This is a genomic window from Candidatus Albibeggiatoa sp. nov. BB20, assembly GCA_016744725.1.
In the GTDB taxonomy this organism is placed as follows: domain Bacteria; phylum Pseudomonadota; class Gammaproteobacteria; order Beggiatoales; family Beggiatoaceae; genus Albibeggiatoa.
The window spans coordinates 25219-44363 of sequence record JADGDW010000005.1; the positions used below are offsets into that span (position 1 = coordinate 25219).

A 19145-nucleotide genomic window follows, 5' to 3' on the forward strand; every position below is an offset into this window, starting at 1 on the left:
GCAAGCCTAAGTCCCAGTATAGATAATATCACATTTAGGTCGTGAACTTAGTTATCTGCATAATAAACGGAGGGAAGGTTATGTTGAAAAAACTATGGTTATTATTTTTTATATGTATAGCATCTAATGCTATGGCTGCAGAGCCTACAGAGTTGATAATATACAATTGGTCAGATTATTTAGATGAAGAAGTTATCCAAGAATTTGAACAACGCTTTAACGCAAAAATCAACCAAGCCTATTTTGAATCAGATGATATGCGCAGTGAAACCATGTTTAGAACCAATGGTAAAGGTTATGACGTTATCTTAGTGTCTGGTGTCGATATCGGTGTCTATCAAAAACGGGGTTGGATTTTACCGCTAGGTGAAGAAAAAGTTCCAAACCTCAAATATGCTATGTCACGTTGGGTTGATGCTTGGCCACAAACAAAACAGTATGCAGTGCCTTATCTTTGGGGAACGACTGGCATTGTTTACCGCTCTGATTTAGTTAAAGAAGACATTACAAGTTGGAAGCAACTTTATCAGCCTGAAGCATATTTAAAAGGCAAACTCATATTACTTAATACCTATAGAGCCACTATTGGTCTAGCCTTGAAAGCCTTGGGATATTCTTTTAATAGCGAAAATATGAAACAATTAGCTGAGGCTGAGAAACTCCTATTAGCCCTAAAACCAAGCGTTCAAGCTTATGATTCTTTTAGCATTGCTGAAGATTCAGGCATTATCACAGGTGATATATTAATGGGGCAAGCTTGGAATGGCGATGCCTTATCACTACAAGAGTTTAGTGAATCGATACGTTATGTCATACCAAAAGAAGGGACTGAAATGTGGGTAGATTACTTTACCGTATCGAGCCAATCAAAAGTGCCAGAATTGGCTACACAATTTGTCAATTTCATGCAAGAGCCTCAAATTAATGCGCGCTGTGCAGAATCGCTTTCGTTTGCAGCAACAAATACCGAAGCCAAAGCATTTTTGTCAGCAGAACATTTGGGTAATCCCATCATTTATCCAGATGAAGCAGTATTGAAAAATTCAGAGTTTGCATCAGTAACGTCTTCATCTCGGGTAAAGCGGAAATTCGTTATGATATGGTCTAAACTCACTCACTAAATACCTCTGACAGGTAACGCAATTTTGTTACTTAGAACTAAAATTCTTTTGATTTTGGCTCCATTAGTCATTTTACCTTTACTAGGTGTGGGTTGGATTGCTTTTGGCAAGCTCAAATCGACTAATGAAAATGTCGTCTTCCGCCAGATGACAACGTTGTTGGATCAAGTAGAATTACATATTAATTCTCATAAAAATACAGCTCAGGCTAATATAGAGTTATTTGCAGGTTCTGATTTGCTTGAAAACTATATATTTATGCCTGAGTATGAGCGTTATGCTGTCGGATTGTTATCATTAATGAATTTATTTGCCAATTATAATCAAGCCTACCCTGATTATTACGAAATCCGCGTTTTGTTGCTCGACGGATATGAAGATGTGCGTTTTGCTTCAGAAGAGATACCTAATATAACTGAAGATGAAAGCGAAGCTCCTTATTTTCAACATATTCAAGCCCAGAGTGAAAAAGTTTATTCTGAATACCTACTTAGCCCTGATACCAAAAACACCATACTATTAGTGGCAAAACCTCTATATTACACAGACCCCGTCCTTGATGACACCACGGCAAAACCTAAATTACGGGCTTATTTACTGATTAGTATACGTTTGGACTTTATCCAGCAGCAAATTGAAAATACAAAAATTGGTGATGATGGCACTTTATTTTTAACTGATACCAGTGGCAATATCATCTTTGGTTCAAACAGTTTCCCCGCAGGGTTTCAACTGCCGTCATCCTTACTTGGACGAGTACAACACGCCGATACTAGTGAACCTATATTGAGCCAGATTAAAAACCAGAAATTTTTATTTCAAGCACATCAGTTGAATAATCAATTAATACTATTCACAGCCTTACCAGAACAAGCTTTATTACAAGGGGCAAATTCATTAAGAGTCATTGTAATCAGTATATTACTATTAACTATTATCATGACTGTGGCCTTATTATTTTTGGTTTTAGATTATCTGATTGTTAAACCCTTGCTTCAATTAGGTCTTGCAATTGAGCATATTGAATCAGGTCGATTTGACATACAGCTTAATTGGCATCGGAAAGATGAAATAGGTTATTTAGCCCTACAATTTGAAAAAATGGCGGGCAGTTTGTACGAAAGTCAAAAACTAACCGATAACGCACAACAAGAGCTAAAACAATTTAATCAAGAATTAGAGCGAAGAGTACAACAGCGTACTTTAGAACTAGAAACAGCGAATTCCAACTTAGTGCACTTAAACCAAGAAAAAAATGAATTTTTAGGGATTGCAGCACATGATTTGAAAAACCCACTCCAAGCGATTCAAGGCTCATCTGAATTAATTACAATGATGACTGAGGATGCTGAGTTACTAGAATTTTCAGAAATGATTAGTGTGAGTTCTGAGCGTATGTTTGCCTTAATTACTAATTTATTAGATGTTAATGCCATTGAATCAGGGCAAATACAAATAAACTTAGCTGATGTTGATATTCTCCCGACTTTACAAAGAGTGGTAAATGAATATATTCAAAAAGCCCAGCAGAAAAATATTCAAGTTAACTTTGAGCCAGAAGCTTCATTATATTTAGCCCGTGTGGATGAAAGTACGGTGTATCAGGTTTTGGATAACTTAGTCTCTAATGCGGTGAAATATTCACCATTTGACAAACAAGTTTACATTCGGATTTCACATCCTACAGAAAAAATTAGAGTTGAAATTCAAGACGAAGGCGAAGGCTTAAGCCAAGAAGATCAAGCCAAATTATTTGGTAAATTTAGACGTTTATCCACTAAACCTACGGGTGATGAGCATTCAACAGGGTTGGGCTTGTTTATTGTGAAAAAACTGGTTAATGCCCTCAATGGTCAGGTATGGTGTGAGAGTAAATTAGGCAAAGGAGCTTGTTTTGTTGTAGAGTTTATCGCAACTGATCCAATCCGTATTTAAACATTTATCTCAAGTTAAATGTAGTGAGGTGACCAAAGAAAAAAAACACCTTTGGAAATCAAGGATTAATCAGGCAAAAAATGCAACAGAGTTTAAACTAATGGAATTTGGCAAATTAAAAAATATAGACCTCGTTGATTTTGGTTTACCTCCAGACCCACCACAAACCGCAGCCTTACTACAACGACTTGCAAAACCTCAGCAGAAACTCTCTATTTATGTTGGCTGTCCAGAATGGGGCAATAAAGGCTGGGTCGGCACACTATATCCTGAGCAAACCAAAGCCACTGATTTTTTACATTGTTATGCCCAACAGTTTAATTGCATTGAGTTAAACTCAACTCACTACAGCCCGCCTTCGCTTGAAACCTTAGATAAATGGTTGCAGGCCACGCCGAGTCAATTCCATTTCTGTCCCAAAGTACCGCAAACCATCAGTCATCACACCTTATTTACGCCGCAGGGACTAGCAGCATCCCAACAATTTCAATTAATAATGGATCAATTAGGGCAAAAATTAGGGATTCAGTTTTTACAATTACCACCGACTTTAACCGCGCATAAAGTCCATTCATTGATTCATTATTTGCAAAACACAGCTATAAAACCACTTGCGGTTGAATTTAGACATCCAAGCTGGTTTGAACAGGATTATTTTGAACATATTGCAGCGTGGTTAGAATATTTGGGCATTACCACGGTTTTAACTGATGTGGCAGGGCGGCGTGACGTATTACACAATCGTTTGACTACACCTATTGCATTTATTCGCTTTGTAGGCAATAGCTTGCATGACACGGATTATCAACGTTTAGATGCGTGGTTAGAACGCTTAAGATTGTGGGTACAACAAGGATTGCAGCAAATTTATTTTTTTGTGCACCAACCACAACATAATCTTTTAGCCCCGCAATTAGCAATTTATCTGACTCAACGCCTAAACCAAATTTTTGAGACTCAATTACATATACCTACAATGCAAATTCAACCTGTTCAAGATCATTTATTTTAGTCATTCATTTTTAGATAAGTAATCTGAGTTTAATATGACTTTTAATCATTTGATTCTATAGATTTATTTTTTATTCTGAAATTGTTAGGCCATTGGTTTATTGCATCAAACACAGGTTTTATACTAAAAATAATATTATTTATTAAAGTTTAAAGCCTAATGATTTAAATTATATTTGCAAATAAGTCGCTGACACTAGATTATTATTTAAATAAACCACAGTTTCCTTCTGTTCAATGGGTGAATTATGTCAAACACAACACAAGCCGATATCCAAAAACTCATTGAAGGTCGCCATGCAGACCCTTTTTGTATTCTGGGCAAACATCAAACTAAGAAACAACAAATTGTCCGTGTATGGCTACCTCAAGCCCAATCGGTCTTTATTCAACCAGGTGATATTCCACTGCAAAAAATAGACAATGCGGGTTTATTTGAATGGCGCGGGGTTGTTGGCACTGTTTCAGATAAATATCAAATTCAATGGCAAGATGACACAGGTAAAAAGCATAAAAATTACGATACTTACAGTTTTGATTTACAAGTGGATGAAGCTGATTTGCATTTGCTACAACAAGGTAAACATTGGTATGCCTATCAATTTTTAGGCGCGAAATTACATATCGTGGATGGTGTGGAAGGGGTTTTATTTGCACTGTGGTCGCCAAATGCACAACGTATTAGTGTGGTTGGTGATTTTTGTGAATGGGACGGGCGACGCTATCCAATGTTTTGTCATGCTGAATTTGGAGTATGGGAATTATTTATTCCTAACTTAAAAGCCAATACTTTGTATAAATACGAAATTTTAGGGGCTGATGATACGATTCATCTTAAATCAGACCCTTATGGCAAAGGATTTGAGAAACGCCCTCAAACTTCATCTTATGTTGTCCATCCTAGCGAACATCAATGGCAAGATCAAAACTGGTTAAAACAGCGGGAACAATATGATTGGCAAACTGAGCCTATGAGTGTTTATGAAGTGCACTTAGGCTCTTGGTTACGTGATGAAACCAATGATTTTTTAAATTATCGCCAATTGGCACATCAATTAGTCGATTACGTCAAAAAATTACATTTTACCCATATTGAATTATTACCTGTTGCAGAGCATCCGCTAGATGATTCTTGGGGTTATCAAGTCACGGGCTATTTCGCGCCCACCAGTCGTTTTGGTTCGGCTGATGATTTTCGCTATTTTGTTGATTATTGTCATCTTCATGATATTGGGGTGATTTTAGACTGGGTTCCGGGACATTTCCCTAAAGATGCGCATGGTTTAGCTTGGTTTGATGGTACTGCATTATATGAGTACGCTGATCCACGCCAAGGGGAACACCAAGATTGGGGCACGCTGATTTTTAATTATGGTCGTTACGAAGTGATGTGTTTTTTGATTTCTAATGCTTTGTATTGGTTGAAAGAATTTCATATTGATAGTTTGCGAGTTGATGCGGTGGCTTCGATGTTATATTTGGATTATTCACGTGAACCAGGAGAATGGATTCCGAATCAATACGGTGGCAATGAAAATCTGGAAGCGATTGAATTCATGCGCCAAATGAATACGGTATTGCATACTGAGTGTAAAGGTATTGTTGTAATTGCTGAAGAATCAACCAGTTGGCCGCAAGTGACGAAGCCGCCTTATGTTGGTGGTTTGGGTTTTAGCATGAAATGGAATATGGGTTGGATGCACGATTCATTGCAATATATGTCCAAAGACCCTGTACATCGGGCTTATCATCACGATCACCTCACGTTTAGTTTGTCATACGCCTTTAGCGAAAATTTTGTGTTGCCGTTTTCTCATGATGAGGTGGTGCATGGTAAATGTTCGTTATTGGATAAAATGCCGGGGGATGCGTGGCAGAAATTTGCTAATTTGCGTTTGCTCTACACTTATATGTGGTGTTATTCGGGTAAGAAATTATTGTTTATGGGCTGTGAATTTGCTCAAGGGCAAGAATGGCAGTTTAAAAAAAGTTTAGATTGGGATTTGTTGGACATTGATCTACACCAAGGGGTGCAACAACTGGTTGGTGATTTAAATCAACTCTATTTGACTGAGCCTGCCTTGCATTCTGATGATTTTACTCAAATGGGATTCCAATGGATAGACCGTCATGATGCAGAACAATCGGTGATTTCGTTTGTCCGCCAAATTCAAGTGGATGGTAAATTAAGACAAGTGATTGTGTTGTTGAATTTTACCCCGATGCCACGTCATTTATATCGAATTGGGGTGGATCAAAGTGGTGAATATCACGAGATTTTCAATTCAGATTCAGCTTATTATAGTGGTAGTAATATGGGCAATGGTACATTGAGTACAGAGCCTAAAGCGTGGATGGGTCGTCCTTATTCGTTGTTAGTGAGTTTGCCACCATTGGCTGGGATTATTTTGAATTGTGACGCATTGAATGATAATTGAATCCTTTAGACTATAACGGGCAGTTTTCAAAATAGTGCTAAAATATCGTAGATTTATCCAAAGAGTAAATTGTGTGAATATTCCTAATATCTTAACTTTAATCCGTGTGGTGTTCATTCCTATTTTGGTTGCCGTCTATTATTTGCCTTTTGCTAACGCCACGGTTTGGGCAACGGCTATTTTTGCTTTGGCTGCGATTACTGATTGGTTTGATGGCTATTTAGCTCGAAAATGGCAACAAACTTCGGCTTTTGGGGCATTTCTTGATCCTGTTGCCGATAAGTTGATTGTCTCAGTCGCGCTCATATTATTAGTGCAAACTTATGATTCTATTTGGATTACAATTGCTGCTGCGATTATTATTAGTCGTGAAATTGTGATTTCTGCATTGCGTGAATGGATGGCGGAATTGGGTTTACGTTCTAAAGTAGCAGTTTCTTTCATTGGTAAATTGAAAACCACTGCACAAATGTTAGCTTTGGTTTTATTAATGTATCAGCAACCTATTGCAGGCATTGATTTGTATTGGGCAGGTATGATTTGTTTAGGTTTAGCCGCTTTGTTAACATTGTGGTCTATGTATTTGTATTTGCGTGCGGGTTTGCCTTTGTTATTGCAACAAGATGAAAAATAGGTTTTATTTTAAATGCCACGATTTTTCACGTATCGTCTTCTATCTTGTTCAATCCAATAATATGTAGGGGTTAAGCATTTTCCACAGTTCCAAATCAACAGCAATGTTAGAACATTTACTGGAAGATATTGTGCTTTTCCTCCCTACCTATTTTTTTACATAAGTAGCACTTAATCTATTGATAATAATTGAACATTTCAACATCTTTAACATTTTTGTGTAAAAAGTTCTCATCTGCTCTTGTTTCTTGGTGTAAAGAATCACATAAATGGGCTATCATGCGGTAAATTCCCTATTAATTCATCGAGGCTCAAATGGACGAAAAAACCTTATTCTCATCACACCCTGCGATGTTTAAATATAAACCGATTTCCTTTAGTTTCTGTAAACTATTGGCATTATCTGGTTTGATTTTACCTTTAGTAATCAAAGATTTTAGCTGGATTATTGGCGGCCTTATGTTTGCTACAGGCGCACTATGCCTATTGTCTTGGTGGATTAGCACTTTATTCATTACCCTCACTATTACTGAAAAACGCACTATTTTACAAAAAGGCTTTTTCTCACGTCACATTAGTGAAGTCTTTCACAGCAATATCCGTAATATCGAAATTGAACAAACTTTATTCCAACGCCTATTTAACGTCGGTACAATGCGGATTGCCAGCGCGGCACATTCGGGGTTTGAAATTGAAATCTCAGGTATTAAAGACCCAATGAATTTAAAAGATATTATCAACAAATACCGTCGTAATGATAATAATAATGAAGGTATGCAACAACAAACACAAACTGACGACTAAGTAAATAATGGTTTGGGATGAAAAATATGACTCAGTCTTGCAGAATGCTTAATTCTGGGGCTGATAGTTTTTCATTCCTTAATACGTTGTGAAACCACTATTTTACCTCAATCATGTAAGCAAATAGATTACACATTAACTTGTTAATGACTAATGCTTTCCTGCTAATTAATACTGAGGTATCGTTATGCTCATCAAACCTCCAACTGATATTAAACCCTCCGAAATTACCGCCGAGTCCGATTATAAAAATCGTCGCCAATTCTTACAGCAAATGGGCAAATTCGCTGCCGCTAGCGCAATTGGTTTAGGTGCATCACAACTCACAGCCTGTCAAAACCCAAGCAATGCTGTGGCAGAGTCGCTCCAATCCTACCAAGATTATCCTGATATTGTCCGCCATGCTTTTAGTACCCAAGAAGATATAACCGCTTACGAAAAAATCACCAGCTATTGCAACTTTTATGAATTTGGCCCCAGCAAATCTGCACCCTCTTTTTATAGCTTTTTATTACAAACTCGGCCATGGACAATTGAGATTGAAGGCGAAGTAGAAAAACCTTTCACTTTAGATATTGAAGACATTTTGCAAGCATTCCCACTACAAGAATATATTTATCGTATGCGCTGTGTTGAAGGCTGGTCAATGGTGATTCCTTGGATTGGTTTTCCATTGGCAGATTTGATTAAACGTTGCAAACCAACATCAAATGCAAAATACGTCCACTTCGTTAGCTTGCATGATCCACAACAAATGATTGGGCAAACTAAAGATGTGTTGGACTGGCCGTATGAAGAAGGCTTGCGTATTGATGAAGCTGTACATCCATTGACGATTTTAAGTGTGGGTTTATACGGGAATAATTTATTAAATCAAAATGGTGCGCCGATTCGTTTAGTTGTGCCTTGGAAATATGGATTTAAAAGTATCAAATCAGTGGTGAAATTACGCTTCACTGAAAAACAACCGATTTCCACCTGGACAAAATCTGCAGCAGATGAATATGGTTTTTATGCGAATGTGAATCCTGAAGTGTCTCATCCGCGTTGGAGTCAAAGCAAGGAACGTCGAATTGGCAAAGACTACTTCAAACGTAAAACCCTAATGTTCAATGGCTATGCTGAACAGGTTGCCAGCCTGTATTCAGACATGGATTTACACAAGCATTTTTAAGAGACTTTATATGTTTTCAACCGAAATTACCCTGAAATTTATCAAACCGATTGTTTTTATCGTATGTTTATTGCCCTTTGCAACCCTAAGCTATGGATTTATCAATGATAATTTAGGTGCAGACCCAATCCAGCTTTTATTAAAAGAAACGGGGGAATGGGCATTACGTTTATTACTCGTGACATTGGCTGTCACCCCGATTCGGCAGATTTTTGGCTGGTCAAGTCTGATTCGACTACGACGCATGTTAGGCCTGTTCAGCTTTTTCTATGCCTTATTACATGTTTGTATTTACAGTGCTTTTGACCAATCACTGGATATCATCGACATTCTCAATGACGTTTTAAAACGCCCTTTTATCATGGTGGGTATGATAAGCTTTTTGCTCATGTTGCCACTGGCTTTGACATCTTATAATGCGGCGATCCGTTATCTAACAGGTAAAAAATGGAAACAATTACATCAATTAGTTTATTTAGTTGCAATTGGAGCGGTGGTGCATTTCTTTTGGCTGTCGCAAAGTAAAGCCCATATCACTGAACCCGCAATCTATATGACTATTTTGGCAACATTACTGCTAGTTCGACATCCACCAATTATGCAAAAACTGAAGAGATGATACACAATGCCTGAACAGCAAACCCGTGAAATGGCTGAAATCATTGAAAATGCCATGTTTCAATTTCAGCAAACAATGGTGCAACGTTCTGAATTTATTGAAAAAGCAGAGCGTCGCAGCCGTAAAATTATTTATGGCACAATGGTGTTTATGGTAATTTTGAATATTGCCTTGTTTTACTTGGTTTATAGTCTGAAATGGCAAGCGGAATCTTTAATCCATTCAGGTGGAAAAGAGATTAATAAGCAAATCGAGTCATTATCTGAACATGCTAAAAATCAGTATACACAACAACTTGCAGGGAAAATTGATGAGTATTATGGGCTGCTGTATGACAATGCTGATTTATTAAATAAAACCCTAGTCAATGTTGAAACGATTACTAAAACCTTTTCGAATAATGCTGAATTCATGGACTCTGGTTTAAAAGATATGGCCAAAACCATGCAAAATATTGAAAAAACCACCCAAGCCTTATCACCCATGGTCACAGAGTTAAATAAGAGCTTGGTTTCTGTAGAGAAAATGACGGGGATTTTAGTTAAAACAGCCTCTACAATCAATGAGACTGCGGGCGAAGCAATTGAAACTTTGGTCAGTAATCAGAAAAATATCCAGAAAATTACTGAATCCACAGCTAAGGCGGCTGATAGCGTCGGCACAGAAGTGACAAAAATTGGCCGTGATGTTAGACATTTTACGGGCGATGCTTTGCCGCGAATCAATACTTTAGTCATGGAACTTAATGCTTTAAGTCAGGCTTTGCGCTCTTTGAGCCAAGAAATGCAAAAAAATCCGAATATGTTTTTATTTGGCAAATCAGTGCCTGCAGGGCCGGGGGAGAAGCGATAAACTGATTTACACTCGTGCCTGTTTAGCCGTATTATTTCAACGTTGTTGGACTCACTTACTAAAGCGATTAATGTCATGTTGAAACACGGGTTAGTTTTTATCTGGTTGCTGTTATTGATACCTATCGCCAATGCGGATTCATGGCAACAAGGTTTTACCGCGTATCAACAGCAAAATTATGCTGAAGCGATCCAACATTGGCAACAATATTTATCTACCAGCACGCCAGATAAAGATAAAAAAATTCTGACTTACAGCTTGTTAGGCGATGCAAAATTGGCCAGTAATCAATTGCAAGCTGCTGCTTATTATCTTGATAATGCTGAAATTACCCAATTAGCCCGTGAAACCAATGATGACGCGGTACAAGCCCATTTTTTCAATAATCGGGCAAATATGTGGATGTTGCTGCTATCTGAATCAAAAGACCATCGAATTGTTAAAAAGCATTATCGTCAAGCAATCAAAGATTATGATATTGCGTTTTACGCTACCCTTTTTTCTGACAACCAAGCGATGCTGGTCAATATTCTCAGTAATGAAATCCAAGCCCATTTAAAAGCAAAGGAAAAATTGCTTGCGCTAGAAGCTTTATTAGGCAAATTACTAAGTCGGATTTTACGTCCACTAAAGCAAGAAATTGAAATTAATATAAAAAATGCCTTGCCTCAGTTATTAATTGCGCGAGATCACGTTTTATTCAGCCTTTCCGATAGTAATCAAGACAAACCATTCTTAATGTTAAGTTTAGGTCAGTTGGCTTTGCGCCATTATCGAATGCAGCCTGAATCACCGATTGTAGTATTACAAATTGCAGAATTACTGTTTAAATATACACTTAAGCTGGCGTTCTTAGCTCATGAAAAAAACAGCCATTATGATGCAACTTATATCCAAAGTTATGCTAATGGCTTATTGGGGCAAATTTGCGAATATTATATTCAAAGTCCCAACCCTGATGTTGCAAACAATGCTTATCGTGCTTGTACTAATAATTTGATGACAGGTCAGCGAATTGCGAAGAACATTGCCTGTCAATATTGCCCAGAACATCAGCAAGCATGTACGGATCATAATCAAGACATTTTATTTTGTAAACAAGATGCTAATGCCAATAAATTAGCCGCGTATGAAATCGGTTTGTTGCAAACCAGAACGGCTATCAGTTATGCGCTTCAAAATGCAGAAACCTATACCCCAAGCTTGTTGTATCTATGGTATTGGCATACTGGGAGAATGTTGCAAAATAAAGCGAAATTAGTTTGTGAACAACAGTCTAAGACACAATGCAGTCAACATTTATACAATGCGTTGTTGGCTTATCAAAATGCAGTTCAAGTATTACAACCGATTCAATCTGAATTGATTACAGGACAGCGTAATAGCCAAGAAGCTTTACAAGAAAGAATTAAACCCGTTTATTTTGGCTTAGCAGAATTGTTGTTACAACATGCGGAACACAGCCCTGAACAACGTCAAACTTTATTAGAAAGTGCAATTCAAAGCATTGAGTCTATTAAGAAAACAGAATTGCAGGAATACTTTCAATCCAATTGCCTGCTAGATGAAGAAAATGACGTACTATATAATTTATTAACTGATGTGATGCAACACAACCCAGCCCCAGCCGCAAAATTGCCTCCTAAGCCACAGCAAGTCAGAAAACAAAAGCAGTGGGTGATTCCTGATCCGAATGCGGCTTTGTTATATCCGATTATTTTTGAAAATCAAATTTCATTATTGTTACGCTTAGCCAATGGGGATATTCATCATATCAAACAAAATAAGCCTAATATTGCCAATAAAATCAAAGAACAAGTGTATCGATTACGGCAGAATTTAGAAACAGAAAGCCGTCATTACAAACGTGAAGCCAAAAGTCTGTATCAACTGCTTATCAGTCCAATCAGGGATTTATTGCAACAAAATCAAATTGAAACCCTAATTGTTGTACCCGATGAATTATTGCGTACCATTCCTTTTTCTGCTTTGCTCAATCCGAAAACCCAGCAATTTTTAATTCAAGAAGTGGCTTTAGCAACGATTCCCAGTTATGATTCTATCGACAATAATAAACAAGCTATTCATCAGTTTTCAATTTTATTAAATGGTTTGTCTCAGCAAGTAGAAGCAGATTTTCCGCCATTAGAAAATGTAGAATCTGAAATTAAGCATATTCAAGCATTGTTTAATCAGCCCATGGTGCTATTGAATCAGAATTTCACCTTGGATCGTTTTGCTCAAAATATGAAATTAAAACCTTATTCAATCATACATATTGCATCACATGGGCAGTTTAACGCTGATCCAACAGAAACTTTTTTGCTCACCTTTGATGGACGTTTAAATATTGATGGTTTGGAAACGGTGTTGAAATCAAATCAGAAACAAGGTCATCCTGTGGCATTACTCACCTTGAGTGCTTGTCAAACTGCCGCAGGCGATGAACGAGCCGCGCTAGGCATCGCAGGTGTTGCGATTAAGTCTGGAGCACAAAGTGCCTTGGCTAGTTTATGGTCGGTCAAAGATGATGCGACTTCGCGATTAATGCAGGCGTTTTATCAGCAATTAACTCAAATGTCTAAAGCAAAAGCATTCCAAGCAGCACAAAAGCAGTTGATTGAAGCGGGCGATCACCCTAATCATTGGTCGGCATTTTTATTAATCGGTAGTTGGTTGTAAATTATTGGGTGTCATAATAGTCGTTTTATTCTAAAATGATACAGGACTGGCAGTCCTTAGTTTTAAAAGTAATTGATATTTAAAATTTTATAGGACTACGAGTCTTTTACAGATTAGCAGTCCTAATGAATTAAGATGACTATCTTGTTGTCGAAACCTCGCCAAAACCATCAATTAATTCCATACATGGTTTTAAACGCTGACAACTGGTTTTTTGATAAGCTGAGAGTTCAGTCTGATGTAATGACGCATCTTGCTCTAAAGTTTTAGGCAACTTTTTAATCGTTTTACACCAATCATCACAATAAGTTGGCTTATTTGCACTCAAGGCCACGGCATGTTTAAATTTAGATAAAGCTTCCTTAAAGCGACCTGTGACTTTAAGCACATTGCCCCAAGCATGATAGGTTGACGCTTGCTTTGGATTGGTTTTGACATAAGTTTCATAATAAACCAATACTTCTTTATTCGGATAACCGAGCTGTTTCAACGTACTGCCCCATGCTTTGAGCATCCACAATGGCAATTTATCATGTTTCAGCGCGGCCTCTTTATAAACATCAAGTGCCTCTTGGAATTTCTCTTGATCTTTTAGCGCACTAGCCCAAAACGCGTATACCCATTCATATAACACTTCGCGCCTTTTTTCTTTGGTATTTTTTGCCTGTCTATATTTATCTTCAGCGGCATTATATTGCTTTAATTTTGCTAAAGTGTATCCCCAGTTCGCATAAACAATCGCTTTATAATTGGTGTTGTTACTCGACATGGTTTCAATGGCGCGTTGATATTTGCTGACCGCTTGCTCATATTGCTCTAATTTACGCAAGGTATCTGCCCAATCACCATAAATTGAAGCAGGTGTACGATCAAGATAGGCATCTGTATAAGCTTGATAATAGGCCAACATTTCTAATTGTGGTTTGCCTATTTCCGTCAATGCCACTTTCCAATCACGTAAAATCCAAGAATCTAATTTATCTTTAGCGGTTGCTTGTTTATAGACTGCGATGGCTTGCTCATATTTTTTCTGCTTCTGTAAAGCATAGCCCCAATTTCCATAAATCCATAAAATTTGTGGGTTTAGGCCCAGAGCCTGTTTGTATTTTTGAATTGCACCTTCATAGTTTTTCAGTTTTAACAAGGCTTCACCCCAATTTGCGTAAATAATGGCATAATCAGGATTGGTGTCATTCAAGCGCAACGCCTTTGAGTATTTGGCGGCGGCTTGGTCATACTGTTTCATTTTATAAAGCGCATCGCCCCAAAACGCATAAGCCAGATAATAAGCTGGATTTTCTGCTAAAGCTTGTTGATATTTTTCAATCGCGGCTTCAGGTTCTTCTCGTAATAGAATATTACCCCAGTTCGCATAAATTAAGGACTTGTGTATAAACGAGCCTTTTTTCAATGCTTGTCGATATACTGAAAAGGCTTTATGCTTTTGGTTTAACTTAATATAAGCCTGAGCCAAACGTGAGTAAACCGCTAAATTATCTAAATTATCTTGTTGTTTTTGTAACTTAAGCGCGTATTCATATTTTTGTATCGCTTGTTTATATTTTTCTTCATCATTATTCTGATCGCCGTAAGCAATTAAAATATCGCCGCTGATAATACTGTTAACGGGGTTATCCGAAGTGAGCACTTCCGCTTTTTTTAAGCTTTTTAAAGCATTATCATATTCACCTAAGGTTTTTAACCAACAACCCAGCAAAGTGAAAGTCACTGATTTTTCTGCATCAGAAGAACTGGCGGTTTGTAATTGTAACTCAGTGATTAAATCACTTAATTTATCTAAATTCTTTGGACTGCCTTCAAAACAGTAATTGACCCCAATCGGCAACGGTGCAAGTGTTCGTGCCACGTATTCGCCAGCAGCTTCAATCGCACTATTAACATCCTCATAATACATGCTCTTAGATGCTCGTCCCGTAATCCGTACGGTTATCGTATAGCCTTGATCTTTCTCAATCAGTTCCCCATAAATCCGATTTTGTTGAATACCAAACAAATCAGACAAATAATTCATAATCACATCAAGGGATAAGCCGATACCGGGGACAGAAATATTTTGCGCTTTGTTTAAGCCCTGAAACTGCATAGACATGGCTTGTTCATTGGTAATGATAGGAGATGCAGCAACTAGCGAACTAGGCTTTTGCAAGTCCTGTGGTAGCCATGAGGATTTTTCTTTTTGTTTCAGCATCAAAGGTGAGGTAATTTGGAGATTGGTCAGTTGGATTTGTTCACCAAGCTGATAGGCCACTACTTTTCCTGTATAGCCTTCTTTTGATAAATTACTGGGCACTTGAAATGCTTCAATCGTCAAATCATAACGGATCAGTTCATAAGCGGCTAAGAATACAATCAATAGAAATAATGCAGATAGCATGAATTTAATGAGTTTGGGGTACAGCTCTCTAATTTTGGATAGGAAACCTGTAATGCGTTGCCAAGTTGTCAAGCGGTGAGAAAGTCTAATTGCAGCCATTAATTGCACCCTATTTTCAGTACATATCAGCTCATTCTAACACAGCGTTAATGCAAAGTTATATCTCTACGCTCTCAAAACATATCACTCAGATAAGCCATTCACATTGCCAACCTTGTTGCCCTTGTTTTGCCTGAAAATGTTGGTCTATGCCTAAATGAGGAATCGCGACCAGTTGATTATCAATATAAATCAATGGAATAAATGGGCGTAACCAAGGTGGAATCTGTGATTGCTGCAATAGTTTTTTCACGCTCCGCGAATGCCCACGCAAATACAGTTTTTCACCACCTTGCCGAAAACGCACCTGTATCTCGCCTTGTATGAATAAACCCACATTTGCAACTGAATTGGCTTTAAGTTGTCCCAATGGTAAATTTAAAATCTGTTTAGGATGCCAATCAAAGGCTTGGGTTTCTGGTATTTTTGGTAAAGCAGGCATTGAAAACAATATATTTTGATAACGTCTGACTTCAACATTTGCCCATTTAATCAGCGGTTGTGCATCGGATTTGGCTTGTATACATTCGCTTAAGATTTGTTGCAAATGCAAGCTGGATGGCATAATAAATTTTTTTGATTTCAACCAATAACGAATCACATTGCGTTGGCGGGCTTCGGATAAAATCTGTAATGTTTCAATATTCAAGCCTTGTTGAGAGCTTAAACAGGTTTGTAAATCATGTTCTGCTAATTCGTTTAATAATTGATTAGCTTCTGCCTGATGTTGTGCAACACGTCCTAAAATCGGTGTGATTTGTGGCCAGCGTTGGGTCAATTTAGGGAGCATTTCATGACGTAAAAAATTACGTGCAAAACGCCTATCTTGATTACTGCCATCCTCAACCCATTGTAATTGATGAGTTTCAGCATAATTTAAAATATCTTGTCTCGAACAAGTTAAAAATGGCCGTCCTAACCAGCCTTGGCCAAACTGAATCAAACTCGGCATTGCTGATAAGCCTGCTACACCCGCTCCACGAAACAATTGCAATAATAGTGTTTCGGCTTGGTCATCAGCATGTTGTGCTGTTAAAACCACGTCATCAGCAGAGATTGATTTTTGAATCGCTTGGTAGCGGGCTTCACGTGCTAAGGCTTCTATACTCTGCCCTGAATCAACATCAATTTGTACATGTACTAAATGAAAGTCAATGTCTAATTGTTGGCAGATTTGTGAACAATGTTGCGCCCAATCATCTGCTTGAGCTTGTAAGCCATGGTGAACATGAATGGCATGTAGTGTCGTTGTTGGAACTTGTTGTGCCAAAAGATGTAACAACACATGCGAATCAACACCACCACTATAGGCAATCCAAATATGTTGTGTGGCAGGGAATTGGCTTAGGAAATGAGTGAGTTGAGCAGCTAATAATTTTGACATGTAGAGCGTACAGGGCTGTTTATCTTTCAAAGACCAGCAGCCCTAAATATTAATTCACAATAAGATTTTCAACTTTATTAATTCCAGCATAATCAGGATAGTTGGCTTTTAAAACCCGTAGCGCATCTTCATATAATGGATGTAAATCTAAAATCTTATAGGCTTTTGCCATCAAAGTTAACGCTTCTGGCATACTTGGCGCAGTTGGATAACCTTCTACAACGGTTTTTGCACGGTTAGCTGCTGCTAAAAATGCCCCGCGTTTGATATAATATTCAGCTACATGCAATTCATATTTTGCTAAATTATTGTGTAAAAAAACCATCCGTTGGCGGGCATCTTCACTATACTTACTGTTTGGAAAACGCTCAACCAATTCAGAAAAATTCTCAAATGAGGCTTTCGCTGCTGAGGCATCCCGCTGAGATTTATCTAGTTTTACGATACGGTCAACCAGACCTGAATTCATTTCAAAATGGACTAAACCTTTGAGATAATAAGCATAATCAATATTAGGATGACGTGGGTAAAATTTGATAAAACGGTCAGCAACCGCGATGGCAGATTCAGACTCACCATATTTATAGTAAGCGTAAATCATGTCTAATTGTGCCTGTTGTGCATAACGTCCTAATGGATAACGTGCTTCTAACAGTTCATAATAGCGAATGGCTGAATCAAAATCGCTTTCATTTAAAAAATTTCGAGCTTCAGCGTAGATTTGTTGGGCAGTCCAGTCAGCAGTCTTATTTTCCGTATCGCGTAACGAGCTGCAACTGGCTAAACTGAGCAAACAAATTGCAATCAAGAGTAACTTTTTCATAATTTTTATAACGTTTAGAGAACAATGACGACAACACATTTTAGCACAGAAATTCCGTTGACAATGGCAGGCTATCGTTTAGATAAAGCATTGGCTGAACTATTTCCAGACTATTCACGTGCCCGTTTGCAGCAATGGATTAAGCAAGGGCAAGTTTTAGTCGATGATGAGCAAATGCGCAGTAAAGATAAAGTGCAAGGCGGTGAGCAAATTGAGATTGAAGCGGACATGCCACAAACAGTGACATGGGAAGCTCAGGATATTCCATTGGATATTTGTTACGAAGATGAAGATATTCTGATTATTAATAAACCTGCGGGTTTGGTGGTTCATCCGGGAGCGGGTAATCAAAACAATACTTTAGTCAATGCTTTATTGCATCATGCGCCTGAATTAGATCGGATTCCGCGTGCGGGGATTATTCACCGTTTAGATAAAGATACTAGTGGTCTATTGGTGGTTGCTCGTTCGGTTGTGGCACATACCCGTTTAACTGAGCAATTACAGGCTCGTGAGTTTTTGCGTGAATACCAGACGATTGTTAATGGTGTGATGATTTCAGGAGGGATGGTTGATGCGCCGATTGGTCGTCATCCTACATTACGGACTCGAATGGCTGTGACCGACAGTGGCAAACCTGCGATTACACATTATCGAGTTAAAACCCGTTATCGTGCGCACACCCATTTAAATGTAAAACTGGAAACAGGTCGTACACATCAAATTCGAGTGCATTTAGCCTACATTAAATACTCTATCGTAGGTGATCCCGTGTATGGTAAGCGAGTGATTCTACCTAAACAAAGCGGTGAAGAATTTGTGCAAATACTAAAAGATTTTAAACGCCAAGCCTTACATGCGGCTACTTTAGGTTTGCAACACCCTACAAAACAAGAATGGATGCAATGGTCTGTACCTATACCCGCAGACATGCAACAATTATTAGATATGTTAGCGCAAGATCAAAAGCTATTTTCTTAAGCTTATATTGAGTTGGTTTATGTATATATTTCGCGCGTTCAGGCTTTCGGAAAAAAATGGGATCATCGTTTTATCGAGCTTTTGGTCACGATATTAAAATCCCAAAATATGACCGCGCAAAGTATATAAATAATAAGCTCAAAAATGTTCTGATAGTTTGTAATTTATTGAATAACACTTCAGACTGGTTCTTG

The 19145-nt window shown here is 38.0% G+C and carries 14 protein-coding genes; 11 read left to right on the forward strand and 3 right to left on the reverse strand.

Annotated elements, in window-relative coordinates; translation table 11 throughout:
• Positions 1–131: 131 nt before the first annotated feature.
• From ABXH34_RS01055 to ABXH34_RS01100, 10 genes are all read left to right on the forward strand, one after another.
• Positions 132–1121, forward strand: coding sequence for a polyamine ABC transporter substrate-binding protein (locus ABXH34_RS01055; protein ID WP_353569994.1), 990 nt, complete (start codon positions 132–134; stop codon positions 1119–1121).
• Positions 1122–1145: 24 nt separating this feature from the next.
• Positions 1146–3056, forward strand: a complete 1911-nt coding sequence (locus tag ABXH34_RS01060) for an ATP-binding protein (RefSeq protein WP_353569995.1) — start codon at positions 1146–1148, stop codon at positions 3054–3056.
• A gap of 100 nt (positions 3057–3156) precedes the next feature.
• Complete coding sequence (locus tag ABXH34_RS01065) at positions 3157–4068, forward strand: DUF72 domain-containing protein (RefSeq protein WP_353569996.1); 912 nt, start codon at positions 3157–3159, stop codon at positions 4066–4068.
• 247 nt (positions 4069–4315) lie between these two features.
• Positions 4316–6505 (forward strand): 1,4-alpha-glucan branching protein GlgB, encoded by a 2190-nt coding sequence (gene glgB, locus ABXH34_RS01070; protein ID WP_353569997.1) that lies wholly within the window; start codon positions 4316–4318, stop codon positions 6503–6505.
• A 73-nt stretch (positions 6506–6578) separates the two neighbouring features.
• Positions 6579–7139 carry a CDP-diacylglycerol--glycerol-3-phosphate 3-phosphatidyltransferase gene (gene pgsA / locus ABXH34_RS01075; protein WP_353569998.1) on the forward strand — a complete coding sequence of 187 codons (561 nt, stop codon included), beginning with the start codon at positions 6579–6581 and terminating at the stop codon, positions 7137–7139.
• Between the two features lie 314 nt (positions 7140–7453).
• Positions 7454–7942: a PH domain-containing protein gene (locus tag ABXH34_RS01080; RefSeq protein WP_353569999.1), complete on the forward strand. Its 489-nt coding sequence runs from the start codon at positions 7454–7456 to the stop codon at positions 7940–7942.
• A gap of 187 nt (positions 7943–8129) precedes the next feature.
• Positions 8130–9116 (forward strand): protein-methionine-sulfoxide reductase catalytic subunit MsrP, encoded by a 987-nt coding sequence (gene msrP, locus ABXH34_RS01085; RefSeq protein WP_353570000.1) that lies wholly within the window; start codon positions 8130–8132, stop codon positions 9114–9116.
• 10 nt (positions 9117–9126) lie between these two features.
• Positions 9127–9735, forward strand: coding sequence for a protein-methionine-sulfoxide reductase heme-binding subunit MsrQ (gene msrQ, locus ABXH34_RS01090; RefSeq protein ID WP_353570001.1), 609 nt, complete (start codon positions 9127–9129; stop codon positions 9733–9735).
• Positions 9736–9741: 6 nt separating this feature from the next.
• Entirely contained in the window at positions 9742–10587 is an 846-nt protein-coding gene (locus ABXH34_RS01095) for an MlaD family protein (RefSeq protein ID WP_353570002.1), read from the forward strand.
• A gap of 75 nt (positions 10588–10662) precedes the next feature.
• Positions 10663–13269, forward strand: coding sequence for a CHAT domain-containing protein (locus ABXH34_RS01100; RefSeq protein WP_353570003.1), 2607 nt, complete (start codon positions 10663–10665; stop codon positions 13267–13269).
• A 139-nt stretch (positions 13270–13408) separates the two neighbouring features.
• Here ABXH34_RS01100 and ABXH34_RS01105 read toward each other — a convergent pair whose 3' ends face one another.
• The 3 genes from ABXH34_RS01105 to ABXH34_RS01115 all read right to left on the reverse strand — a co-directional run bounded on the left by ABXH34_RS01105 (position 13409) and on the right by ABXH34_RS01115 (position 17970).
• Positions 13409–15763, reverse strand: coding sequence for a tetratricopeptide repeat protein (locus ABXH34_RS01105; RefSeq protein WP_353570004.1), 2355 nt, complete (start codon positions 15761–15763; stop codon positions 13409–13411).
• An 88-nt stretch (positions 15764–15851) separates the two neighbouring features.
• Positions 15852–17147 (reverse strand): tRNA lysidine(34) synthetase TilS, encoded by a 1296-nt coding sequence (gene tilS / locus ABXH34_RS01110; RefSeq protein ID WP_353570005.1) that lies wholly within the window; start codon positions 17145–17147, stop codon positions 15852–15854.
• A gap of 49 nt (positions 17148–17196) precedes the next feature.
• On the reverse strand, positions 17197–17970 hold the full coding sequence (locus ABXH34_RS01115; RefSeq protein ID WP_353570006.1) for an outer membrane protein assembly factor BamD: 774 nt from the start codon (positions 17968–17970) through the stop codon (positions 17197–17199).
• Between the two features lie 24 nt (positions 17971–17994).
• Here ABXH34_RS01115 and rluD point away from each other — a divergent pair, with 24 nt between their 5' ends.
• Entirely contained in the window at positions 17995–18951 is a 957-nt protein-coding gene (rluD, locus tag ABXH34_RS01120; protein WP_353570007.1) for a 23S rRNA pseudouridine(1911/1915/1917) synthase RluD, read from the forward strand.
• Positions 18952–19145 lie beyond the last annotated feature (194 nt).

Bases quoted from the DNA above. Each gene is read 5' to 3' on its own strand.
- ABXH34_RS01055 (WP_353569994.1), top strand. From the start codon at position 132: ATGGCTGCAGAGCCTACAGAGTTGATAATATACAATTGGTCAGATTAT.
- ABXH34_RS01065 (WP_353569996.1), top strand. From the start codon at position 3,157: ATGGAATTTGGCAAATTAAAAAATATAGACCTCGTTGATTTTGGTTTA.
- glgB (WP_353569997.1), top strand. From the start codon at position 4,316: ATGTCAAACACAACACAAGCCGATATCCAAAAACTCATTGAAGGTCGC.
- ABXH34_RS01080 (WP_353569999.1), top strand. From the start codon at position 7,454: ATGGACGAAAAAACCTTATTCTCATCACACCCTGCGATGTTTAAATAT.
- msrP (WP_353570000.1), top strand. From the start codon at position 8,130: ATGCTCATCAAACCTCCAACTGATATTAAACCCTCCGAAATTACCGCC.
- msrQ (WP_353570001.1), top strand. From the start codon at position 9,127: ATGTTTTCAACCGAAATTACCCTGAAATTTATCAAACCGATTGTTTTT.
- ABXH34_RS01095 (WP_353570002.1), top strand. From the start codon at position 9,742: ATGCCTGAACAGCAAACCCGTGAAATGGCTGAAATCATTGAAAATGCC.
- ABXH34_RS01100 (WP_353570003.1), top strand. From the start codon at position 10,663: ATGTTGAAACACGGGTTAGTTTTTATCTGGTTGCTGTTATTGATACCT.
- ABXH34_RS01105 (WP_353570004.1), bottom strand. From the start codon at position 15,763: ATGGCTGCAATTAGACTTTCTCACCGCTTGACAACTTGGCAACGCATT.
- tilS (WP_353570005.1), bottom strand. From the start codon at position 17,147: ATGTCAAAATTATTAGCTGCTCAACTCACTCATTTCCTAAGCCAATTC.
- ABXH34_RS01115 (WP_353570006.1), bottom strand. From the start codon at position 17,970: ATGAAAAAGTTACTCTTGATTGCAATTTGTTTGCTCAGTTTAGCCAGT.
- rluD (WP_353570007.1), top strand. From the start codon at position 17,995: ATGACGACAACACATTTTAGCACAGAAATTCCGTTGACAATGGCAGGC.